This is a genomic window from Novosphingobium album (ex Liu et al. 2023), from assembly GCF_029076845.1.
Taxonomy (GTDB): domain Bacteria; phylum Pseudomonadota; class Alphaproteobacteria; order Sphingomonadales; family Sphingomonadaceae; genus Novosphingobium.
This window is the reverse complement of record NZ_JARESE010000029.1, coordinates 1-20872: the sequence shown is the minus strand read 5'-3', so window position 1 is coordinate 20872 and position 20872 is coordinate 1. Positions and strand designations below refer to the sequence as shown.

26 protein-coding genes are annotated in these 20872 nt (G+C 62.9%); 11 read left to right on the top strand and 15 right to left on the bottom strand.

The genetic code is table 11. The features are described from left to right. Window positions 1-10: 10 nt before the first annotated feature. A complete protein-coding gene (locus PYV00_RS10765; protein WP_275228276.1) occupies window positions 11-910 on the bottom strand; it encodes an HNH endonuclease in 900 nt (299 codons plus the stop codon). A 553-nt stretch (window positions 911-1463) separates the two neighbouring features. Between PYV00_RS10765 and PYV00_RS10760 the strand changes: the two genes are divergently transcribed. The 6 genes from PYV00_RS10760 to PYV00_RS10735 all read left to right on the top strand — a co-directional run bounded on the left by PYV00_RS10760 (window position 1464) and on the right by PYV00_RS10735 (window position 6796). Continuing rightward, a complete protein-coding gene (locus PYV00_RS10760) occupies window positions 1464-1973 on the top strand; it encodes a DUF488 family protein (RefSeq protein ID WP_275228275.1) in 510 nt (169 codons plus the stop codon). A gap of 79 nt (window positions 1974-2052) precedes the next feature. Next, complete coding sequence (locus PYV00_RS10755) at window positions 2053-2883, top strand: hypothetical protein (protein ID WP_275228274.1); 831 nt, start codon at window positions 2053-2055, stop codon at window positions 2881-2883. A gap of 198 nt (window positions 2884-3081) precedes the next feature. After that, window positions 3082-3705: a DUF6088 family protein gene (locus PYV00_RS10750; protein ID WP_275228273.1), complete on the top strand. Its 624-nt coding sequence runs from the start codon at window positions 3082-3084 to the stop codon at window positions 3703-3705. Continuing rightward, window positions 3702-4742, top strand: coding sequence for a nucleotidyl transferase AbiEii/AbiGii toxin family protein (locus PYV00_RS10745; RefSeq protein ID WP_275228272.1), 1041 nt, complete (start codon window positions 3702-3704; stop codon window positions 4740-4742). Before PYV00_RS10750 ends, PYV00_RS10745 begins: the two co-directional genes overlap by 4 nt. Window positions 4743-4951: 209 nt before the next feature. Further along, window positions 4952-5131, top strand: coding sequence for a hypothetical protein (locus PYV00_RS10740; protein ID WP_275228271.1), 180 nt, complete (start codon window positions 4952-4954; stop codon window positions 5129-5131). Window positions 5132-5167: 36 nt separating this feature from the next. Then, window positions 5168-6796, top strand: coding sequence for a hypothetical protein (locus tag PYV00_RS10735; RefSeq protein WP_275228270.1), 1629 nt, complete (start codon window positions 5168-5170; stop codon window positions 6794-6796). Here the strand turns inward: PYV00_RS10735 and PYV00_RS10730 are convergent, their stop codons facing one another. From PYV00_RS10730 to PYV00_RS10715, 4 genes are read right to left on the bottom strand one after another with little or no spacing between them, the layout of a single operon-like run. After that, complete coding sequence (locus PYV00_RS10730) at window positions 6797-7720, bottom strand: HesA/MoeB/ThiF family protein (RefSeq protein WP_275228269.1); 924 nt, start codon at window positions 7718-7720, stop codon at window positions 6797-6799. After that, window positions 7717-8265 carry a hypothetical protein gene (locus tag PYV00_RS10725; protein WP_275228268.1) on the bottom strand — a complete coding sequence of 183 codons (549 nt, stop codon included), beginning with the start codon at window positions 8263-8265 and terminating at the stop codon, window positions 7717-7719. Before PYV00_RS10725 ends, PYV00_RS10730 begins: the two co-directional genes overlap by 4 nt. Next, window positions 8223-8552: a hypothetical protein gene (locus PYV00_RS10720; RefSeq protein WP_275228267.1), complete on the bottom strand. Its 330-nt coding sequence runs from the start codon at window positions 8550-8552 to the stop codon at window positions 8223-8225. Before PYV00_RS10720 ends, PYV00_RS10725 begins: the two co-directional genes overlap by 43 nt. Beyond that, the gene (locus PYV00_RS10715; protein ID WP_275228266.1) at window positions 8549-9226 is read right to left on the bottom strand and encodes a multiubiquitin domain-containing protein; all 678 of its coding nucleotides are present in this window, start codon (window positions 9224-9226) and stop codon (window positions 8549-8551) included. The genes PYV00_RS10720 and PYV00_RS10715 overlap by 4 nt, the downstream gene beginning before the upstream one ends. 123 nt (window positions 9227-9349) lie before the next feature. Between PYV00_RS10715 and PYV00_RS10710 the strand changes: the two genes are divergently transcribed. Both PYV00_RS10710 and PYV00_RS10705 read left to right on the top strand, forming a co-directional pair. Further along, on the top strand, window positions 9350-9706 hold the full coding sequence (locus PYV00_RS10710; protein ID WP_275228265.1) for a helix-turn-helix domain-containing protein: 357 nt from the start codon (window positions 9350-9352) through the stop codon (window positions 9704-9706). A gap of 19 nt (window positions 9707-9725) precedes the next feature. Next, complete coding sequence (locus PYV00_RS10705; protein WP_275228264.1) at window positions 9726-10589, top strand: ImmA/IrrE family metallo-endopeptidase; 864 nt, start codon at window positions 9726-9728, stop codon at window positions 10587-10589. Here the strand turns inward: PYV00_RS10705 and PYV00_RS24405 are convergent. Beyond that, window positions 10509-10841 (bottom strand): DUF3363 domain-containing protein, encoded by a 333-nt coding sequence (locus PYV00_RS24405; protein ID WP_428981628.1) that lies wholly within the window; start codon window positions 10839-10841, stop codon window positions 10509-10511. The genes PYV00_RS10705 and PYV00_RS24405 overlap by 81 nt on opposite strands. Before the next feature lie 60 nt (window positions 10842-10901). On the opposite strand from PYV00_RS24405, the gene PYV00_RS10700 reads away from it, so the two are divergent. Continuing rightward, window positions 10902-11879 (top strand): DUF4365 domain-containing protein, encoded by a 978-nt coding sequence (locus tag PYV00_RS10700; RefSeq protein WP_275228263.1) that lies wholly within the window; start codon window positions 10902-10904, stop codon window positions 11877-11879. A gap of 88 nt (window positions 11880-11967) precedes the next feature. Here the strand turns inward: PYV00_RS10700 and PYV00_RS10695 are convergent, their stop codons facing one another. The 9 genes from PYV00_RS10695 to PYV00_RS10655 all read right to left on the bottom strand — a co-directional run bounded on the left by PYV00_RS10695 (window position 11968) and on the right by PYV00_RS10655 (window position 19126). Continuing rightward, window positions 11968-12834, bottom strand: a complete 867-nt coding sequence (locus PYV00_RS10695; RefSeq protein WP_275228262.1) for a DUF4238 domain-containing protein — start codon at window positions 12832-12834, stop codon at window positions 11968-11970. Beyond that, window positions 12831-13346 carry a DUF6650 family protein gene (locus PYV00_RS10690; protein WP_275228261.1) on the bottom strand — a complete coding sequence of 172 codons (516 nt, stop codon included), beginning with the start codon at window positions 13344-13346 and terminating at the stop codon, window positions 12831-12833. The genes PYV00_RS10695 and PYV00_RS10690 overlap by 4 nt, the downstream gene beginning before the upstream one ends. 195 nt (window positions 13347-13541) lie before the next feature. Then, on the bottom strand, window positions 13542-14408 hold the full coding sequence (locus tag PYV00_RS10685; RefSeq protein ID WP_275228260.1) for a DUF4238 domain-containing protein: 867 nt from the start codon (window positions 14406-14408) through the stop codon (window positions 13542-13544). Window positions 14409-14462: 54 nt separating this feature from the next. After that, on the bottom strand, window positions 14463-16700 hold the full coding sequence (gene rlxS, locus PYV00_RS10680) for a relaxase/mobilization nuclease RlxS (RefSeq protein WP_342803806.1): 2238 nt from the start codon (window positions 16698-16700) through the stop codon (window positions 14463-14465). Further along, the gene (locus tag PYV00_RS10675; protein WP_275228259.1) at window positions 16690-17289 is read right to left on the bottom strand and encodes a hypothetical protein; all 600 of its coding nucleotides are present in this window, start codon (window positions 17287-17289) and stop codon (window positions 16690-16692) included. Before PYV00_RS10675 ends, rlxS begins: the two co-directional genes overlap by 11 nt. A gap of 4 nt (window positions 17290-17293) precedes the next feature. Next, entirely contained in the window at window positions 17294-17905 is a 612-nt protein-coding gene (locus tag PYV00_RS10670; RefSeq protein ID WP_275228258.1) for a lytic transglycosylase domain-containing protein, read from the bottom strand. Continuing rightward, a complete protein-coding gene (locus PYV00_RS10665) occupies window positions 17893-18462 on the bottom strand; it encodes a S26 family signal peptidase (RefSeq protein ID WP_275228257.1) in 570 nt (189 codons plus the stop codon). The genes PYV00_RS10670 and PYV00_RS10665 overlap by 13 nt, the downstream gene beginning before the upstream one ends. An 8-nt stretch (window positions 18463-18470) precedes the next feature. Further along, window positions 18471-18701 carry a helix-turn-helix domain-containing protein gene (locus PYV00_RS10660; RefSeq protein WP_275228256.1) on the bottom strand — a complete coding sequence of 77 codons (231 nt, stop codon included), beginning with the start codon at window positions 18699-18701 and terminating at the stop codon, window positions 18471-18473. A 125-nt stretch (window positions 18702-18826) separates the two neighbouring features. Beyond that, window positions 18827-19126, bottom strand: coding sequence for a DUF736 domain-containing protein (locus tag PYV00_RS10655; protein ID WP_275228255.1), 300 nt, complete (start codon window positions 19124-19126; stop codon window positions 18827-18829). A gap of 359 nt (window positions 19127-19485) precedes the next feature. Here PYV00_RS10655 and PYV00_RS10650 point away from each other — a divergent pair, with 359 nt between their 5' ends. Further along, the gene (locus PYV00_RS10650; protein WP_275228254.1) at window positions 19486-19758 is read left to right on the top strand and encodes an HU family DNA-binding protein; all 273 of its coding nucleotides are present in this window, start codon (window positions 19486-19488) and stop codon (window positions 19756-19758) included. Window positions 19759-19764: 6 nt separating this feature from the next. After that, complete coding sequence (locus tag PYV00_RS10645; RefSeq protein WP_275228253.1) at window positions 19765-20838, top strand: threonine ammonia-lyase; 1074 nt, start codon at window positions 19765-19767, stop codon at window positions 20836-20838. Window positions 20839-20872 lie beyond the last annotated feature (34 nt).

The window sequence follows — 20872 nt, the reverse complement described above, 5'->3', positions numbered from 1 at the left end:
GAGTGCCGCTTCAATGTTTGAAGCAGTGCTCCCGGTGCCACCTGACAAATTGCTGGTGCGGGCGATCGGCTTCGCGCGACGGTACTAGCAGGCGCCCGCTTCTGTTGATCACGCCGCGGATGCTGTCCTGATCATTTGCCTGTCGCGAAACCATGATCTGGAGGTCGTCGTCGAGTCCGATGAGCCCGCGATCGAACATCCAATGGGCGGTACCGGACAGTGCAAGGCCATTGCTGACAATGTCGGGTCCATTTGCCTCCACAGGGCGGATGTGCGCGGCCTCGACCTCGGCCCTCCCGCCACCGTTGATCAGCTTCAGCCCCGTGACGGCACAGCGTTCGTCATAAGCCCGCAGGACGATCCTTCGGAAAACGCGGTCGCGCACAACGCGTGATACGAGTGTCGCAACACGTTCCCGTGCCTCGTCGAAAACAAATGGTGTGCGCTCTTCGCGCAGCGAGTGATCGGCGGCTATGGTGCCAGTTCGTGGCAGCAGCGGGCTTTCGTCAGCCAGACCCGCCTCGACGATCCGGTTGAAATCACTCGGCGAGAGTCCTCGAACGGCCGCCTGCGCACGTCCCGAAATGCGGCCCTCGTCATTGAGGACCCCACGTTCAATCGGGCCGCTCTCATCAGCGAATGGGACCGGGTTCGCGAAGTCCAGATAACTGCCGGGCTGGATCAGCGCGAGGTACATACCGGAGGCTGATGGGTCAGGAACAACGCGCTCGACATTGGCAACAGCATAGTAGCCCTTCGTGGCAAGCACCTTGCGGGGTTCATAGTAGACGATCCAGTCTCCCACGCAGGCGCGTGCTCGCTCCAGATACTGCCGCGGAAACTGGTATCGTTCGGCCGGTGTGTCGTCGTAGATCGAATCAGATCGGTGGATGAAAACGCCGAAAGCCATGTGTTTTGATAACCATTGGTCCGAGGCGGCGAAACGAAATCTGATTGCCGCGGCTCGAGCTGCGCAAATGCGCGGGTCCTACGAGGCGATGTGGGATTGATCCTCGTTTGTAGAGCGACGATGCGTAAATCAGCTAAACGATCGCGGACGTTGGTAGACGTCTATGGACAGAAGAGCTTTCGGCCGGGCGACCTAAGCGATTGATTTCGCAGTCAAATCATAGACTTACGAACTCGCCAAGAGCATGAATAGCACGATCTGGATTCGTGGAAAAGGCTGGATGTACTTGGACGCTCGGTTCGAGTCCCGACTGCGTTACGGCGGCGTAGAAGCGATCTGCTGCCTAAAAAGCTATCGCAGCAAGCCGTTGCATACGTCAGAACATTGTAGTGACAGCCGGCGACGATCGGCGTGCACGAGCACGCACATTCGCGCTGTGCCATGGCCAAGTGAGGCCGGATTCGCGGGCCAATGTGCGTTTCGTCCGACTTCTCGATAGCGCTGCCTCACTGTTGACTCGATTTTGTTGGAGAGAATGCCCAGAGGGGTGGCGATGAAACGTACTGTGTTCACAATCGGATATGAAGGAGCTGATCTCGACACCTTCCTGGCGACGCTGGCGCTGGCCGGTGTCGAACATCTCGTCGATGTCAGGGATGTGCCGATTTCGCGCAAGCGGGGCTTTTCAAAGACAAAACTTGCCGAAGCTCTCGCCGTCGCGGGCATAGATTATACCCATCTCAAGCCACTCGGCGACCCGAAGGCCGGCCGCGAGGCGATGAAGCGGGGCGACTACCCGGCCTTCCTCACAATCTACAATAGTCACGTCTCAAGCGGCGACGCGCAAAGAGCGCTAGACACCGCCACCGAGATCGCCCGGAACGCAGCGACCGTGTTGCTATGCTACGAGCGCAACCCCAAGCAATGCCACCGCACAATCGTCGCCGAGCAGCTTCTGCGTCGGGACACGTTCGAATTACGCCATCTTGGCGTCGCCGAAGTGCGCAACCCCATGTCCAAATTCGTGCAAGGTCGTGAAAATGGAGCTTTGGCCTATCTTTAGACCGGAGCCGGTAATCAAGTCCGGGCACGCGGAGATGCCGAAGACATAAGGCGCGCGATAGCGCTGGTCCGGGGGAGCTATGGTTTCACGCAAGACGCGCGTCCTCATCCTCTGCAAAACCTATCCGTCCCCGAGCGAAAAGCATGTGGAGACATCCTGCGTCGCCGGTCTCGAGGAAGGTGGCAACCTCATCCGGCTCTTCCCCGTGCCGTTCAGGCTGATCCGCGATGATCAGCAATTTCGGAAATGGCAGTGGATTACCGCTCGGATCGAGAAAGCCGGCAATGATCGCCGCCCGGAAAGCCATAAGATCTTCGTCGATACGATTGATTGCAGTGAGCAGCCGATTTCGACACGGGCGGGTTGGGCCGATCGTCGCGCCGCATTGGGCAGTGTTCCCATGTTCGAGGATTTCGCGGCGCTTGAGCAAGCCCGGCAGACGGACGGCATAACTCTCGGTCTGCTGAAGCCCTCATCCATCATCTCACTGGATATATCTCCGACGGAGAGCGCCGACTGGACCGAGGAGGAGCACAAAAAGCTCGTCCAGAATGAGCGACAGTCGGGACTGTTCGACGCTGCCGACGCTCAGAATCTGGCGAAATTGCGCAAGGTGCCCTTCTCGTTCCACTACCGGTACACCTGTCAGGACGGCGCCGAGACACGGATCTATCGGCACAAGATCGCCGATTGGGAGGCAGGCGCGCTGTACTGGAATTGCCGCAGTTCACACGGCGATGCCTGGGAGACGCCGTTCCGACAAAAGATCGAGACCGTCTTGCCTGCGGCCGACCTGATGTTCCTAATGGGAACGATCCACCGCTTTCCCGATCAGTGGCTCATCGTCAGCCTGCTCTATCCGCCGAAGCCCGCGCCACCGCCAGCGCAACAATCTTTCCTGCTCGATTGATGACATTCACGCTCGATTTGGGTGATAGCGAGAGGCTGTCCGATATGAGCTCGTCCGAAGGATGAAGCACCCTTCGGACGCACCCGTCCGAACGATGCCGTAACGTTCGGACGTAAAGGGGTTGCATCTGTCCGAAATTTGATACATATTTCGGACATGATAGCGAGAGTGGTCGTGACTGATGTTGGAGCAGCTATCATGCGGCGTGTTCGCAGAAAGCCGGAGTGGGTCTGGACGCCCGCCGATTTCGCGGATCTCGCCAACCGCGACGTCATCGATAAGAACCTTCAACGGCTAACCAAGGCGGGTGACCTTCGAAGGATTGATCGCGGTCTCTATGATCGCCCTCGGCACAACAGCCTGACGAACAAGCAGACCGTTCCCGACTACCGGGCCGTCATCGACGCGGTCATGCGTCGAGACCAGGCCCGCATGGTGGTGGATGGCATGACCGCAGCTAACGATCTGGGCCTCACTACCGCCGTTCCCGCCAAGATCGAGGTGATGGTCGATGCGAGGCTGAAGCCGATCAAGCTCGGCAACCAAGAAATCACGTTCAAGCATGCCGCGCCAAGCCGCCTCTTCTGGGCGGGCAGGCCGGGAATGCGCGTGGTCCAGGCTTTGTACTGGCTGAAAGACATTCTGGACAAGGGCGGCGACGAGCGGCGACTAATCGCTTCAGTCTTGGGGAGACTTTTCAATGATCCGAAGCATGGCAAGGCACTCGTCAAGGATCTGAAGGCGGGGCTGCCCGCGCTGCCGATCTGGATGCAGGATTTCCTACGCGACCTCATTGCACCCAGCGGAAAGCGTGCCGCATGACCGCCGCGGCGTACCAGACCATCATTTCCGCGGCGCTCGGCGAGCGCCGCGATCTTTTCCTTTCCACCGCGAACCGCCTCGGCGCGCCGCTGGGAAACATCGAGAAGGATTTCTGGGTCTGCTGGACGCTCAACCAGCTTTATCACGAACAGCCGCTCGAAGGCCCTCGTCTCCTCTTCAAAGGCGGCACGTCGTTATCCAAAGCCTATGATCTCATTCGCCGCTTCTCGGAAGACATTGACGTCACGGTATTTCGAGACGACCTCGACCAACCGGCCTCGGTCGAAGAACTCGAGGGCATGTCGAACAAGAAGAGGCAAGCGAAGCTCGATGCAATCCGCGATAGCTGCCGCGCCTATATCACGGGTCCGCTCCACATCCGACTGAGCGAGCAGGTCGCCGACGCGACAGGAGGAATGGGCAGGGTCGAGATCGACGAGGCGGACCGCGACGGTCAGACCTTGCTGATCTGGTATCCGGCTGTCGAAGCGAAGCCCGCCGACTATATCAAACCTGCGGTGCGCATCGAATCCGGTGCCAAATCAGCGCTGGATCCGAATGCGCCCGTCACGATCAAGCCCTATGTCGCAGACGATGTCGCGAGCCTCGATTTGACGGTACCCGGAGTGACCACCATCGAGCCCGGACGCACTTTCTGGGACAAGGTCGTCATCGCGCACGGTCTCAGGAACTGGTTCGTGCGGCGCGGCGAACTCAGGCAGGAAGGCCAGCGAGTCTCCCGACACTATTACGACCTTCATTGCCTGCTGGCGGCGTCGGTCGGCACAGATGCGCTCGCACAGCCCGATCTTGGCGCAGACTGCGTGCGTCACGCGCGGATGTTCTTCAACCGGCCCGATTATGACCTCGCCTCCGCGCAGCGCGGCAGCTTCGCGCCATCCCCGGAGCCGGGAATGATCGAGGCGCTGGAACGGGACTACGCCGCGACTCGGGCGATGATCTTCGGGCCGGCGCCCGCCTTCAGGGACATCCTGAGCTCGATTCAAGAGATTGAAGAAAGGGCAAATGGTCGCTGATGCCAATTTCGACAGAATCTATGCCGCCGACCGTGGCACATTTCCGCTGGAATCGCAGACCGATGCCGGGTCGGCTTTTATCAAATCGTTCAACTGTGCGTTTAAGACGTATCTTTTCGAATTGCCGCGCTGTTTTTCGTTTCGTAGCAACGGTGAGTCGAAGCGCTCTGTCGGATCGGCGGGACGTTTTCGATTCGCGAGGAGGGACCATGGACAATGGAATCAACATACTCGCTGAGCAAACTTTTGGCCGGGTAGAAATCAAGGACCGCAAGGAGTTCAATCGCTTTACCCTCAAGCCGTCCAAAAAGGCGGTGGAGCAGATTGAAAAACTTGAGGAACTGACCTTGGCTGCGGAACAGCGGCTCGGTACCTTCGTCGTCGGATGAGATAAGAACGTCTAGGGGGTTGGAAGTCGCCAGGGAATGCAGGCGCCCATCAAAATCGGAGCGCTGCTCTCGAACGACGACTGGAACGCTCTCGGCGAGGTGATCGAGGCGGAGGACGGTGGCCTCCTGCTAAGTTTGTTCGAAACCTTCCGAGCCGCAGGCGCCAAGGGGTTCCTGTTCGAATGCGCCTATATCGACCGCGATTTTTCCGCCGCCTACTCCGCCTTCTACGCGACCCTGTTCCACCCCTATCTCAAATATTGCCGACGCCTGCATTTCTTCACCGAGGATCTGTCATACCTCGGAACGATCCCCACCGCCGAAGCGGTCAGCCGGGAGATCGGCTCGAAACAATCGACTTATCTCGGCTTCATTGTCCTCCGGCCGGTGACACACGCGCCGGTCGGATCGGCGGTACTCGCATCCGATCGGGTCACGGATGCCTCGATTCAGATCGACGTGCGCGCAACCCATCCAGTGCATCTCGTCGGCGCCGATCTCCAGGTCGTGGGCTTCCCGATCACGCAGCAGGACACTCGGGTGGGAGCGTGCGCCCAGGCGGCGATCTGGATGGCCGGCCGCCACTTCCACCGCGATCACGGAGGACCCTGGTTCTCGCTGCCGGACATCAACGACGCCGCATTGAAACCCACTGACAACTTCATTGCCCGGTCGCTGCCGGCCGGCTCTGAGTTCCTGACGCCCGACAACATCGTTCGCGCGTTGCGGGCGATGGATCGCCATCCCGTCTTCCACCTTGGCCGTGCCGCCGTGGACAAGCCCGACCAGTTGCGGCCGCTCCACGAAATCATCGGGCGTTACCTGGATTCCGGAATCCCCGTCATCATCGGCCTGCGCGGGCGTGACGGCGCCACTGTCGGGCACGCCGTCGTTGCGACGGGGCGCGTGATGCGCGAGGCGCGCGACGCGGATCTTCCGGATAATCCCACCTCGGCGGAGATGATTTCGCACTTCCTGGTCAGCGATGACCAACGAGGCGTCGACCGCCGCCTGCCGGTGCGCGCCGCCGACCGGTCAGACGAATATCCCTGGACGCTCGAGGACGACGCCGTCTACGCGGTGACGCCGCTGCCGGCGAAGGTCTTCATGACAGGCGAGGCTGCGGAGACGCTCAGTCGCGACTTCATCGAAAGTTGCGTCGCCCGGATCGACGAATATCGACAGCTTGCGCGCGATCGCGCCGGCGACGCCTCGCTGGGCGTGGCCAACACCGTCGATCCGTCCTTCTTCGCGGTGCCGCCGTCGCGGCTCGTTGCCCGCACTTATCTAACGCATGGCTGGCGCTACAAGAGCCGCGCGTTGCGCAATCGCCTCCCGGCAGCGTTCAAATCCGAGCTGATCGGCAAGCAATTTCCGCGCTACGTCTGGGTGACCGAATTCTCGCTGCCGGACGATTTGCGCGGCTTCGACATGTGCCAGCGCAAGGTACGCGCGCATGTCGTCGTCGATGCAACCGGCAGCCGCTTTGGCGAAAGTACGCTCGTCGTCCAGATTCCCGGGCTATCCATGTTCTGGACTTTCGATGCGTCGGTGCCGGTGACCAGCCAGCGACTCGTCCTGCGGGCGACTGAGGAAGCGGATGCCTATTATCCCAAGGTCAGGGGCTGGTTCGACTATGATCACTGCGCGGTGCCGAGCAGCTGATCAACCGCGCCAATCCAGCGCGTCGAGCAGTCGCCGCCACCACGGAAGGCGCGCGGCCTCATTGCTCTCCCCACCTTCCCGATCGGCATCCGCTCGATCATCGTCGTTCACGCCGGGATGATGACGACGGATGTCGAATAAGGGGTCGCCTGTCTCGTCCTCGCGATAATGGCTGCAAGGCTGGCCCCCGATCGCCTTCAGGCGGTTGCTGGTCGCGACCTGATGTCGATTTCCGTCGAATTCGAGATAGGCGGTTTCCATGGGGTCTGAACTCCACGGCGTGACAAGCTGCACGATCAGACCGACCGCAAGCGATGCGAGCACACCGTTGGGCCAAACCACCTGAGGCTTCCCGCCTGCGGCCCCATAGTCCTGCGCTTCGAGTTCGAGCCGCTCCTGCGTAAGGATACCGAGACACCATAGGCACGGCCGCCCGGGCGAAGACAGCACCACCTGTCCGCCGATGGAGAAGTGATCGCCGACGGCGTGCACGTCCATCCCCATATCGATATAGGGGATGAGAAGGCGCCGGCAGAACGCCTCGAGCTCGCCGCGCTCCCGATAGGAATCGAGGCCGCCAATGATGACGTCGCATTCGGCAAGTGCCTCTGTCGCATGCTGCCACATCTTCGAAATCGCCCATAGCCTCGCGCCCGCCACCAAGCCGCCAACCACACGCTGCGCGACGACGGTTTTGAGTGTCCCGTCGGCGGCGTCGGCAAGTGTGCCGCCGATCAAACGGTTGAGGTTGCTATCCTCGACGATGTCGGGATCGACACAGACCATGCCGCCGATGCCGATATGGGCCAGCTGTTGCACGACATGCGAGCCCCCGCCGCCCAGACCAACAATGCCAACGGTGAGGGCTGCGAAGCGCTTGTCGCTGTCGGCGCCGAGGAAGCCCTGACGGGCGAAGCGAGTCATGGGCGGGCTCCTTCCAGCCACATCGGCGCGCCGATCGCGCTGAACCGGGTGACCGGCATCGGTTCGAAATTGCGGCCAATCCAGATGTCCCCGGCCGCGCTGTCATTGCTCAGCACCACCGCGCCGTGCGGAACATGCGGGGCGACGTTGAAGAAATTGGGCACGAACTTGGCGTTCTCGCGCGTGTCGACATGGCTAAAGCCGGGCCGGCCGGCATGGCCGTGGCAATGGATGTGGATCGCCGCGGTCCTGCTCTGATAGCTGCGCTGAAGCGCCTTGCGGATCGCGTCCGATCCCATCATCGCGCCGACGCTGGGATCGTCGATGTAATCTTCGTCGGCAACCGGATGATAGGCTTGGGCGAGCACCATGAGGCTGCCGCGGCCGATGCGGGAAATGGCTGCCGAGACGAACCCGACCCGCTCATAGGCAAATGGATGCGGCCGCTCGAGATCGTGGCGAATGTGCGCGAGCAGCTCGGCGCGAATCTTGAAATGCGCGTTCATCGGAACGCGGCCAGATGGTTCGCCAAGATAGCCGTCCATGGCTGGTTGGCGGTGATGTAATTCCATGACCAAGTGAACCATTTGCGGGTGAAAAGCGTGTGCCCGGTCCAGTTCGCGAGCGAACCCGGGACCTGGGAGTCGAGGAAGAGCCGGGTTTGATAGCCGCTATGCGCGTGCGGGCAGAGCAGCGCCTCGCGTTCGACGCTGCCACCAGCGGTTGCGATCACGATCTTGGGAAGGTGGACGAACGCCTGGCCGCCCTCAAGGAGGGCGACCGCATCCGGATAGATCCCCCGGATGCGTTCGATCTCCTCCTCGGCGTTCAAGAGGACCCGCCCTGGCGGACGTGGCTGACGAACTTGAGCTTGGCGACGACCTTGATGGCCTCGCCCGGCTTGAGCGTGCGGAAGCTGCCCTGCTTGTCGACGATGTCGAGATCCCAGTCGACCGGGACTCCGAGCGCCTCCTTGAGGGTCTCGGTGGTATAGTCGCCCGAGAGGATCTTCACCTTCTCGCCGTTGAGTTCGACGGTCACGAGGACCGGCTCATTCGACTGGTCGGCGGTGTAGAAGTGCTCGACATCCTTCCCCTTGAGGCTGATGGCCTCGTTGAGGTCGACCTTGTCGTCCTTGCCGCCCTTGGGGTCGAAGAACACATCCTTGTCGTCGGGGATGCGGCCAAGCGCGCGGAGTTCAGCGCCGGTGATATCGTCTTTGCCCCAGGGATAGCGGCGGCCGTCGACGACGAGGAAGTAAAGGCGGTCGGCCTTGAGGGCGACGAACTCCTCCTCGCTGCGGGCCGAAACATCGACATCCTCGGCAAGGTTGATGTCCTCGTACATGCCGCTCGCCTCGCGGTAGAACAGCAGATATTCATCGACCGGATGAAGGCTGGCCTGCTCAAGCAGATCGCGGCCCTTGACCACGGGGTCGTGGAGCACGAACGGCTGGCCGTTGATGGTGATGGCATACCGCCCATGGCGGGGAGCGACTTCCGACACTGTAATTCTCCCGACAAAGGCGGATTGCGCCTTGGAGTTGACGAAATCGACATGTAGAGTGCGTCGATAGCGCCAAGATAGGAGACATCGCGTTTATGTCAATAATATCATCGCGAATTCGACATGTCTGAAGAGGCGGACGCGACAGAAATCTTCCGCCAGCGGCTCGCAACTGCCCGGGATAAAAGAGAATTGAGCCAACAAGACCTGGCAAAAAAAAGTGGTCTACCGGCGAGCTCGATCTCCCATTTCGAGGGCGGCGGACGCAAGCCGTCGTTCGATAACCTGCGCCGACTCGCGAATGCGTTGAACGTCACCACCGACTTTCTGCTGGGCAGAACCGATGAGATCGGGACCGCGACGGCGGCGCAAACCCTGCATCGGCACTTGGACAAGCTCAACGCGGACGATCTCGATATTGCCGAGAAGTTCATTGAGGTGCTGGCCGCGCGGAAGGGTGGACCGAAGCCCGATGGCTAGCCACGCGCCAAGGATTCAGTTGGCCGAACGCACCGCACGCCAGGTGCTGCTCGATCACGGCGTCGTGAGCCTGCCGGTCGATCCGTTCGCGATCGCCGCCGCCTGCGACATCCTGGTTGAGCCTAAGCCATCGGCCAACGACGGGGTTTCGGGAATGCTGATACGTCTCGGCGAGTCGTTCGGCATTCTCTATGCTACGCATATTCCAAGCGAGGGCTTCCAACGCTTCTCGGTCAGCCATGAACTCGGCCACTATTTCTTGGCCGGACATCCAGAACAGCTGCTCGCGAGCGGCGCACACGCATCGCGCGCCAATTTCGCGAGCGGGGATCCCTATGAAGTCGAAGCCGACATGTTCGCGGCCGCGCTGCTCATGCCAAGGACGCCTTTCATGATGGCTGCCAGGGCGTTCGACGACGGTCTTGACGCTATTGTCGGACTCAGTGCGCAATGCCGGACATCGCTGACGGCGGCGGCGGTAAGCTATGTCCGGTATTCGCGATGCGCTGTGGCTATCGTCCAGAGCCTCGACGGCGTGGTCGAGTTTTGCGCAGTCTCCGACGCACTCAAGACCGAGCCCATCGGCTGGCTTCGGCGCGGCGCGCCCCTGCCCCCATCGTCACTGACCAGGCACTTCGCCTCGGATCACGCCAATATCGATCACGCGCGGACTGGGGAAGGGGAAGGTCGCCTTTCCGATTGGTTTTCGCGCGCGCAGGCGCACTCGATCAGGGAGGAGGTCATCGGGCTCGGTCGTTTCGGCCGCGTTCTCACCGTGCTGCACTGCCCGGCGATCAGCTTGTCAGCCGACGGCTATGACATCGACGATAAAGACGAAGCCGAAGAGGATGTCATGGAGCGTTGGGCTGTGCGCTTCCACTGACCTCAAACACGCTGCGGCGAACAGCCCAGCGATTGTTAAGGGCGTCCGAGCAAAGCGCCAGAAGACGACCATCACGAAACTTGCGGGCCACCGCGCCCGCGACCGAACCGCCAATTGAGCGACGCCTCGGTCAGCTTCGCGGACCTCCAGACCTCGCGTTGGCACTCGAACGATGACACCCTCCGGAATCGGTGCGACGGCATCGCCGCGCCCGATATCGACATAATGGACCCGGCCATCGCCAAGTCCCACGGCACTCTAGGCCGCTTACAGCCTGGAAGGTATGCCCGACAAATTCGGAGGAGGCATTCAGTGAGCGGCGCCAAGAAGCAGTCTGAGCAGCATTTGATTGACCGTGCCGGACAAGATTTGCTGCGAAGCAAACTACCAAAGCATTGGGTGCTTCGCGAATACCGCCCAGATTATGGCTTGGACTTCGCTCTCGAAACATTTCAGACGGCGGTTCAGGCTGGTAAATCGCAGACATACGAGACTCTCGGCGAACACATCTTCATCCAACTCAAGAGCGTGGCATCTGCCGAGACGTCCCCCTTGCGGATCTACAGCCGGGGCAATGTCGAGAAAGCGTCCGAGCTGCTGCAAAAAGACGATGTAGTGACAGACCTCGAGACCTACCGATTTGCCCTGGAAACTTCGGAGCTTGTGACGGTCGAGCGGATGGGCGTCGGCGTGCCGGTCTTGCTCGTCATCGCCGATCTTGCGGCCGAGCGATGCACCTTCGTCTGCCTTAACGATTATATCGACAAGGTTCTTGTGCCACGGCACGATGATTATCGCGTGAGAGACAGCCGCACGATCCATGTTCCTGCACGCAACGAGGTTGGCACGGATTTTGGACACCTTGCGCTCCGGTGGTACGCCAAGCGCCCGAAGCTTTTCGCCGCCTTCCAGCGCTTCGTGTACCAATATGCGGAACTCGGATGGGCACGTAGCGACGATGAGCTCGAAGATTTGGCCCGATATTTCGCTCAGCGTCTCGTAGCCTACGACTTTTGGGACGACGCGGAAATGTGGATGCCGATCAAATGGTGGGGTGATCGCGTGCGTCGCTTTCACGAGACGGGCGAAATCGAACTGTTCGGCGCGCACGTTCCTATCGAGGAGCGTGCCGAGGATTGGCAGCCGATTCCGCGACAAATGCACATAATGGAGCTTTGGCGTCTGCTCGCGTTGTTGCCGCGAACGTACGAAGACGTTTGCAGGGAATGGTTCCTGCCGACGGCGCTCGGAGAACTCGCAAGCGCTCCACCGGTCGAGCAACAATCGTAGCGGTGACCATCGGACTGCTTGGGCAGGACGCGTGACCGCCAGAACGAGGGCTTTTGCCATTCCGGACGTTCGAGGTTTGCGGGCGACCTTATGGCGGCGGCGGGGCATAGGTATCGGTGCCGATCGTCGGCGCGAAGGCGCGCTCGGCATCGAACGTTGCGCGGTTCGAGAGGACGAAGCGCGATGCCATGAATACCTGGCCGCTATTCTCGCTTTCGACCATCCCATCATCCACGACTACTGGCGATACGCGATTGTTGAACTTACTTAACTTGCGAAACGGGCCAACTCGGGGGTGGCAGTAAAGAACTACGTGCGGCGACAGGGCGAAGACGAGATAAGCTCCCGATACCAGCGCGATGGATCGCAACCATTGTCGATTGTCCGGGCTGCGAAACGAGACGGGATTGTCCGAGGTAATGAACGGCGTTGCGCTGTCGTTGCGCGCAAAGATCCAGATCGAGCGGCTGAATCTTTTCGTCAACGACCTCACGACGCGCCGGTCCCAAACCAGTTCGGTATGGAGCTCTCGCGCCTCGCGCTCGTCGACCGGCTCGCCGCGATCGAGTTCGACCATCGCCGACAGCAGTTCGCGCGTGTCGAGCGTGCGCAACACCTGGACGGCAAGAAAGCGCGCGACGATCCAGCGGCTGATGCGGGGGATGGGCAGCTTGTCGAGCGGCGCCATGTCGGGCAGCCAGCCGAGCCATTGGTCGGTGATCAGCGACACCTCGCCTTCCATGTCGGAAAGCTGCTTCTCCATCGTCAGCGGATCATGCCCGTCCACCTCATATTGCGTCAGCCTGTAGAATTGCGTCTCCGCGGCGATGCCGCCAGGCGAAGTCGGAAAAACCCGGTCGGTCTGCTTGTCCCACGCCCATAGCCGACCGCCCTCGTCCGCAAACCGGCGCAGATGGAATTGCGGGACGTAGTGATGAAGCTTGGAGGCGTTCACCAACGGCCCTGATGTTGCTCGCAGTGCAAGTCGTCCGCTGCGCTTTCAGGCGGTAGAATGTTGCGGAGCTCACCGCGTATGTCGAGATCGTAGCGCGCCGCGATCATCGCCAGATGTACCCCGAACAGAGCGCGCATCTGACCAAGTACGTCGAGAAACTCCCATGACAGATAATGGCCGTTCTCGCGCATCGCGTCATAGTCCGTGCCGATCCGGTCGAGGAACCGGCGCGACGCGCTGCCCATCGCGCGGATGTGCTCGGCCAGCACGCCCTTACCGCCGAGCGTCGCAAGTGCATTACTCAAGCCGCGCCGGACGTCGATTACCGATTGCGCGCAATGGTGCGGCACCTCGGCTTCGCTGGGGCTGTAGAGGACGCGGCGATCCTCCAGCCATGCCAGCATCTGCGCGGCAACGTCGCGCTCGGCGGCCGACGCCTGCCACGACACGCCTACAAGCGGCGTCGAAATCCCGGTCAGGCGCTTCGCCCATTGCCCGATTTTGCCTGCCATCAACCCCTCCCATTACTGGCAGCGATTATAAGGTCGTTTGGCAGAGCGCGCCAATCTTGGCGTGTGTTGGAACGCGAGGGGAGCGGCATCGGTAACTGCTGACATTGCCACCACAAGCGCGCCACCAAGTCTCGCACCGCCTCAAGGATTTTCCTAGACGGGTCCCATTCGGGCGCCCTGACCGGAAGTTTCGCGCTACTCCTCTGGCTCAATGACACCTACAAATGGAACGTCTCGCGAGAGTGAGGCAACGAGCGCGTGGGATCGACCGGCAATCATCGTAGAACGTGCGGCAGTCGCGACATTCATCCGCCGTACCTGGTCACGATCGACGGCGATGGCGTCGACCTGGCGCAGCCGAGCCAATTGCCCCACCGCGATGGTCGACGTGAGCGGCAAGAACATTGTCGGTCTCGACCACTCGTTCCCTACCCGGAACTTGGCTGTTGCACCTGGCGCGTCGCCGATGACGAAGCTCTTGGCGGGGTCTGCGATATAGTAGATGGCCAGACCCATCTTTTTTAGCTGCGCCTGAAGCTCGGGTCCGGGCTTGGCCGCTTGAGCGACGACCCTGGCGTTCTTGGCGACCCAGTCTTCGAGCCCAGGTTCGTGCTGCTGATCGCCATGCTCCGCCCGGATCGCCCGGATCTCATCGGCCGCAGTCCTGATCCCTTCGTCGAATCCCATCTTAGCGGCAATGGCGTCGATCACGCAGGGCGCCCGCTTCATGTGATAGTAGAAAAACAGATCCCAGAATTCCCAGGCGCCAGCGTCGAGTTTTGGCCGCTGATTATTCCGAATGGCATCGGCGATTTGTGCGATGAATTGGGCGCCATGCGCCTCCATCCGGGCGAAGAATTCCTCGAGACCCACGTCCTTTGCGCCGTCCGGCAGTAGCTGGGCATACAGGTCCTTCTCGACGAACAGATTTTGCGGACCGGCCTTGCGAACGTCGCCCTTCTCAGACGCACGTCGCCAGAACCAAAGCTGCCCGTCATCGTCGGCGAAATGCCGAAGCACCATCTGCGGAATGTAATGATGTCGTTTCGGGGGCGTGGCCATGATGATCGGGCAGTAGCGGAAGACGGGGTGCCGCGCACCGTGTCGCCACGACGCTCAGCCGATGGCCGGTCCCGATCGGTCCCGGCCGAACTGCCAGCTGATACCGTCCGCCCGCATGATCCCGGAGGCCGCCTTGCCGATGTTGCGCTCAAGCACGTCACGCCAGGGCACAAGGGTGAAATCGCGGGACCGCTCCACCAGCGCATGCGGGCCGCCTTCGAGGTCGACGCGCCGCGCGATCACGCCTTCGACACGCTCGCCGTTCCGGGCTGGCTCGAACCGTTTGCCGAGCTGTTCGGCAAGCCGGTCGCCCACGCTCGCCAACTCGCGCTGCCGAAGGCTTTCCATGGCGCCGCTGCGCAAGCGAAAATCCTGCCCCTCGCCATCGGCCAGTTGCTGTTCGATGAGCCACTGGCGGCGGGACGCCAATGCCGTCCGCACCTCGCGGCCGAAACCGGCGTCGCGCGCAGCGCTCGACGAACCCGTCTCCAGCTCCCGGTCGAGCCATGTCGGCGCCTCCTTCGCCGCCAGCTCGGCGATCGGCGTGGGCGAGAGAATAGCGAGGATCACCGGCCGGTCTCGCCGCTGCCGCTGGGCGAAGGTTTCCGCCCGGGCGAGATGGTCGTGCGGAATCGACCAGCTGCCGTCCGCTTGCCGTTCCGGGCCAGCCCCTGCGCGCCGCATCGCTTCGAGTCTGCGGACGTGGCTCGCCGCGAACGCCTCGCTCGCGTTCGGATCGTGCCGCAAATGCAGGTCGATCGAGTAGCGCCCATCGTTGGCGCGGGCGACCGCATCGACCGTGCGGTCCGCCTGGGTCGCCTCGGCCCTGGTCGGCTCGAGCCGCACGGTCGCACTCTCAGGCACCGACGGCGTCGCGTTTCCCCGTCCGATATCGATATAATGGACTCTGCCATCGATGCCGTCGATCATCACATAATGGCGGTCGCGGTGCTCGTCGGAAAAGCCCCGCCGGATCACGCGCCCAACAATGGGTTCGCGCAGCTCCGTCGATACCACCTGCTCCACCCCGGCGCGATCGAGCCGACGCGCTGTCAGTTCGCGCTGCATGAGGCGGATGATGTCGCCGCGCTCGCCCATCCGACGCAGCGTGTCCTCGAGCCCGTCGGCCAGCCGGTAGCGACCGCCGCCGATATCCTCGGCCAGGTCCATCGCCTTGAGCTTGCGCAACCGCCCGGCCGCGATCGACTGCTGGTAAGGATCATTGTCGGCCGGCGAGACCTCGCGCGCGCCGTCCATCCGCCTGAGCAGCCGCCGGTCGATCGCGGTTAGCCGCTCCTGGTCGACATCGTGACGCAGCCGAGCTTCGATTTCCTGGTCGGTGCGCGGCCCCAGGTCGAGCGTCACCAGCTCGGACGCGCGCTCGCGCAGCCCGTGCGATATATATTCGCGGGCGATGATGAGATTGTCGCCCTGGTCGTCGACGCCGCGCAGGATGATGTGGGTGTGCGGACGCTCGGTATTGAAGTGGTCGACCGCCACCCAGTCAAGCTTGGTGCCCAGGTCCTGCTCGACCTGCGTCATCAGGCGCCGGACATAGGGCTTGAGATCGGGATATTCGGCGCCGTCCTCGGCCGAGACGATGAAGCGGAATTGATGCCGATCATGGGCGGTCCGCTTGAGGAAATTGTCGCCGTCCGCGCGGTCGGTTTCTGGCCCGTACAGGTCGCCCGGCAGGCCCTCGCGGGTGACGCCGTCACGCTGGACATAGTGCATATGCGCGCGGGTGACCTGGCCGGCCTTACCGCCAAGCCGGACAAGGCTGACCTTCGCCACTGCGCGGCGACCACGGAAACCCGCGAGCCGATCGCGGCTCGAAAGCAGCCGCCCCATGCTCGCGCCGCGTCCGATCCGGCTGCCGTCGAACCGGCGCGAGCGCTGTCCGTCTTTGGCGCCGGTCTTGATGCCGGCGAGGCGGGCGGCGACGAGGATGCGACCGCCATATTTGGTGACGCGCTTACCGTCCTTGCCGCGCTTCCGGCCAAGCTTGGGTGTGAAGTCGTCGTCAGGCATGAAACTGGTCCGAGTCTCGCGATTTCGAGCGAAAAATGGCGGAAAACCGCCACTTTCTAAATCGTGTCTCGAAGACGGTGAGAGACAGTCTCGCAAAAAAAGGATGTGCAGACAATGACTTGACATGTCTCGATAGAGACTGCCTTTATCTTGTTTCCCCTCCCTTCCTTCCTGCTCACCCCCTCGGCTCAAAAAAGGGGGAGAGACGAGCGCCTTCCGACGCCGCCCCTCCCCGTGAGATCCATGGGTTTCAGTGCGCATGGAGCATTGCATCTCGCGCCCTGACCATCGACCTGAACTGGCGGCATCCCATCATGCCGTGGGCCTGGCCATCGCCATCCACGAGCATGGTGGCGCAGAACCACTTGCCGTCGAGCCGCCCGCAAATCGCTATCCGGTCGAGTTCGAAATCCTCGTTATCCGTGCTTTCGTATGCGCCGATCCAGCGTTCCTCGACCCGTGCATCCCAGCGAAAATCCGCTTCCTCAGCCTCCAGAAACCGGTGTGCCAACGCTTCGCCGACACCCCGGCCAAACTCCACTTCAAGTCCGGAAACCAGTGCCGCCATCACGCGGTCCACGACGTTGGCCGACGCCGTTCCGATGCTCTGAGACATGTCCATTTTGACCTCCAACGCTTCTGTTCTCACCATCGAGAACGGCGTTTGGGGGACGGGTGGCGGGGCGGCTGTCAGGGCCGCGGAGCGCAGCGAAGCGCCGCGCAGCGGACGTGGGGGGAACCGATTTTCGAAGAAAATTGGGGGGCACCCGCGGGCCTTGATAGCCGTTCCGCCAGCCGTCATGCTGGGTCTATCGAGACGAGCTTCCTCCCTCTCGATGACGCGCGACATCGTCTCAATCCCGCTGCGACAGAGTAACGAACAGCGACGATGCCGACGGCGCCTTCATCGACGCCCGATCGGCCGGTAGGACATCCCTGCGCACCGCGAAGATCGCTGCCGACGGGTTCAGCCGCATCGGTGCAGCGACCGTGCCCCGCGCTGAGGGAGCAACGCTGGCGAGATAGCCGATGGTCTCCGACGGCAGCGAGCGGCGCCCGGCGAGATGCTCGGCATAGCGTCCGGGACCGGCGTTATAGGCCGCGAACAGACCGGGATAACCGAACCGATCATACATGAGCCGCAGGTAGAGGGTGCCGGCGAGGATATTGTCGCGTGGGTCGTCCGGATTGCTGCCTAGACCCAGCCGGGCGCGCATCTGGGCCCAGGTCGCGGGCATCAGCTGCATCACCCCCATCGCGCCCGCCGACGATCGGATCGGTCGCCCGCCGAGCGTTGTTCGGCCCCGGCTCTCGGCCTGCATGACCGCCTCGATCCACGCGACCGGAACCCCGAACCTGTCAGAAGCCTCAACGATATAGGGACGCCAGTCAGCGACTGACTGCGCGTGCGCAAGACTGGCAAAAACCAGCGACGCGGCGGCGATCCAGAGCCTCAGCGCGTCCATAGCAGCCGCGCCTTTCCGATCACGTCGATGCCTTCGGTCACCCCGAAATAGCGTCCGTCGAACGATGCCGGGGTGTCCATCAGCAGGAAGAGCTGGCGCCCGCGCAGCCGGACGCAGCCCGACCACATCGGCATCGGGCGACCGGCCCCATCGGCGACGCGGCGCTCGGCCGTCCAGCGTCCGTTGACGAAGATTTCCTGGCCGAGCGCGCAGACCTCGTCGCCGGCGGCGGCGGCGACGCGCTTCACCAGCGGCACGTTCATCGGCAGGTAGCGGCGTGTCGCGGCGAGCCGGCGATGGGGCGCCGGCACGCGCGCGATGACCATGTCGCCGGCTTCGGCGAGATCTTCGGGCGATACCGCATAGAGGCCGATCGGGGCGCTCGCGGAGGCGTTCCAGACGAGGCGAGGCGTCGGCGGAAACACGGCCGATGCGAGAAGAACCGCGCCACCTGCAGCCAAGACCGCGATGCGCCTGCCGAGCTTTCGCCGCCGCACCTTCGCGGCCCGGAGCGCGTCACCCCAGGCGAGAAGCGGCGCATCGACGCCGCCTTGCACGCGCCGGCTCACCGTCCCGGCTCCCGCGCGCCGCTGTCGCGGCTCCAGCTGTCGAGGTCGTCGATATGATATTGGACGAACCGGCAATGGCGTCGGAATGGAGGCCCCTTGCCGTCGCGCCGCAGCCGCTTGAGCGACTTGCTCGAGATCTTGAGATAGGCCGCCGCCTGGTCGGTGGTGAGGAAGGGCGAGCCGCGCTTGGCGCGGCCCGCGCGATCGATATCGCTGTCGTCTTGCATGGTCGTCGAGGTCCGATTCCCGGCGGCGGCGAAGGTGCCGGCGCGTCCTCGAACCTCGCCGTCCGGACCCGGCTGCGGGAGTGTCGAACCGATTTGTCGGTTTCGACACCCCCGGGCGCCGGCGGTCAGCGGGACCAGATGAGCTTCCACTCGGCGCCGTCGCCCTGCACGAGCTGCGCGTAGATCGGCGAGGGCAACGAGGGGTCGTCGAGCTTCAGCGAAAGATATTCGGTGCCGGTCTCGCGCGCGGCCTTGGTCCAGCCGGCACCGATCTCGACCGCACCGGCGAAGACGCGGTGGTCGGGTGCCTTGTCATTGTCCCGGTCGACGGGACGGATGGTCGCCTTGACGTTGAGGGTGAGGGTCCGGATCGAGCCCGAAAGGACGCCGGATTCGTCGCGGGTGAAGGTGCCAATCTGTGCCATGATGCAGTTCCTTTGCTTGGCGAAGCCGCCCGTTGCGGCCTCGACAGGCGGACATCGGCGGCAGCCAGGACGGCGCTGCATCCGCAGGACCGAAGCGCAGCGGAGGACGCGGGAAAGCGGGCTTTCTTGGTCCGCGAGGAGGGCGCGGCACGCGCCCGGGGAAGAAAGTTCGCGCCCGCGTTGCGGCGCCGGACGGCCTGCCGCAGGCCGCCTTGTCAGGAGAGGTCGCCGGGCGGGTCGCGCGAAAAAGGCGCGTCACGAGCATGGTCGGCGTTACCCGAAACCGCAATTCCGTTGTCATTGCTAGGCGTCGGCTCCGTGTCCCTTGCCGGAGCCGGCATCCAGTTCATGGGGGCAGAATGACCAGCAAAGACATCGCCGACGCGCTTGCCGAGGCCCGAGGGATCAGCAAGGCGGAGGCGCGCGGACAAGTGGCGGCGGTGCTCGAAGCGATCTCGGCCGGCATCGCCAAGGGCGATGTCGCGCTCGCCGGGTTCGGAAAATTCTCGGTAGCGCGGCGTCCCGCGCGGGCCGGCCGCAACCCGCGAACCGGCGAGGCATTGTTCATCGCCGCGTCGAAACGCATCCAGTTCAAGCCGTCCAAAGCCCTCAAGAATCGTGTCGTCGGCTGAACCCAGGTGCTACTTCAACCGCCGTCCATCGAAGACATCCGTGCCGCAGCTGAGCGGCTTGCAGGTGCGATCCTCGATACACCCTGCCTGCCGAGCGAGACGCTCTCGGCGATCACGGGGACACAGCTGTTCCTGAAGTTCGAGAACCTGCAATTCACCGCATCGTTCAAGGAACGCGGAGCGCTAAACCGGCTACTGCTGACCGATCCCGTGGTCCGGACGCGCGGCGTCTGCGCCATGTCCGCCGGCAATCACGCGCAGGGCGTCGCCTATCACGCGCGACGCCTCGGCGTGGCCGCGACGATCGTGATGCCGGTCGGCACGCCGCTCACCAAGATCGCCCGGACGCGCGACCATGGCGCAAGGGTCGTCATCGAGGGCGCCAACCTGAGCGAAGCACTGGCGATCGCGCACGACTTAGCCACCGCCGAAGGACTGACGTTCATCCATCCCTACGATGATCCGGCAGTGATCGCTGGACAAGGGACGATCGGCCTCGAAATCATCGCCGCCGTGCCCGATCTTGACGCGATCGTTGTGCCGATCGGCGGTGGCGGGATGATCTCGGGAATCGCGATCGCCGCGAAGCAGATCAAGCCGGCCGTGCAGGTGATCGGGGTCCAGAGCCGCACCTATCCGTCGATGGCGCGCGCGCTCGCGGGCGAGAGCGATGCTTGTCCGGATGGCATGACGATCGCCGAGGGAATCGCCGTTAAGACGGCCGGTGTCCTCACCCGCGAGGTGGTGCGCGCGCTTGTCGACGACATCCTCCTCGTCGGGGAAAGCGACATCGAGGCAGCAATCGCGCTCCTCCTCTCGGTGGAGAAGACGGTTGTCGAGGGCGCGGGGGCGGCCGGCCTGGCGGCGGTACTCGCACACAGAGATCGCTTCGTCGGCAAGCGCGTCGCGACGGTGCTGTCAGGTGGCAACATCGACCTGCGCGTGCTCGCCTCGGTGGCGATGCGCGAGCTGGTACGCAGCGGCCGGCTGTTGCGGTTCGAGGTCCCGATCAGTGACGCACCCGGCGTGCTCGCCTGCCTCACCGGCGTGTGCGCGGCGACAACTACGATGGCCGGTTGAGCGGCGACTATGATGGCCGGTAGGATCGGTTGTC

Coding starts and splice junctions, on each gene's coding strand:
- PYV00_RS10765 (WP_275228276.1), bottom strand. CDS start 910: ATGGCTTTCGGCGTTTTCATCCACCGATCTGATTCGATCTACGACGAC.
- PYV00_RS10760 (WP_275228275.1), top strand. CDS start 1,464: ATGAAACGTACTGTGTTCACAATCGGATATGAAGGAGCTGATCTCGAC.
- PYV00_RS10755 (WP_275228274.1), top strand. CDS start 2,053: ATGGTTTCACGCAAGACGCGCGTCCTCATCCTCTGCAAAACCTATCCG.
- PYV00_RS10750 (WP_275228273.1), top strand. CDS start 3,082: ATGCGGCGTGTTCGCAGAAAGCCGGAGTGGGTCTGGACGCCCGCCGAT.
- PYV00_RS10745 (WP_275228272.1), top strand. CDS start 3,702: ATGACCGCCGCGGCGTACCAGACCATCATTTCCGCGGCGCTCGGCGAG.
- PYV00_RS10740 (WP_275228271.1), top strand. CDS start 4,952: ATGGACAATGGAATCAACATACTCGCTGAGCAAACTTTTGGCCGGGTA.
- PYV00_RS10735 (WP_275228270.1), top strand. CDS start 5,168: ATGCAGGCGCCCATCAAAATCGGAGCGCTGCTCTCGAACGACGACTGG.
- PYV00_RS10730 (WP_275228269.1), bottom strand. CDS start 7,720: ATGACTCGCTTCGCCCGTCAGGGCTTCCTCGGCGCCGACAGCGACAAG.
- PYV00_RS10725 (WP_275228268.1), bottom strand. CDS start 8,265: ATGGACGGCTATCTTGGCGAACCATCTGGCCGCGTTCCGATGAACGCG.
- PYV00_RS10710 (WP_275228265.1), top strand. CDS start 9,350: ATGTCTGAAGAGGCGGACGCGACAGAAATCTTCCGCCAGCGGCTCGCA.
- PYV00_RS10690 (WP_275228261.1), bottom strand. CDS start 13,346: ATGGCAGGCAAAATCGGGCAATGGGCGAAGCGCCTGACCGGGATTTCG.
- PYV00_RS10685 (WP_275228260.1), bottom strand. CDS start 14,408: ATGGCCACGCCCCCGAAACGACATCATTACATTCCGCAGATGGTGCTT.
- rlxS (WP_342803806.1), bottom strand. CDS start 16,700: ATGCGCACTGAAACCCATGGATCTCACGGGGAGGGGCGGCGTCGGAAG.
- PYV00_RS10675 (WP_275228259.1), bottom strand. CDS start 17,289: ATGTCGCGCGTCATCGAGAGGGAGGAAGCTCGTCTCGATAGACCCAGC.
- PYV00_RS10670 (WP_275228258.1), bottom strand. CDS start 17,905: ATGGACGCGCTGAGGCTCTGGATCGCCGCCGCGTCGCTGGTTTTTGCC.
- PYV00_RS10660 (WP_275228256.1), bottom strand. CDS start 18,701: ATGCAAGACGACAGCGATATCGATCGCGCGGGCCGCGCCAAGCGCGGC.
- PYV00_RS10655 (WP_275228255.1), bottom strand. CDS start 19,126: ATGGCACAGATTGGCACCTTCACCCGCGACGAATCCGGCGTCCTTTCG.
- PYV00_RS10650 (WP_275228254.1), top strand. CDS start 19,486: ATGACCAGCAAAGACATCGCCGACGCGCTTGCCGAGGCCCGAGGGATC.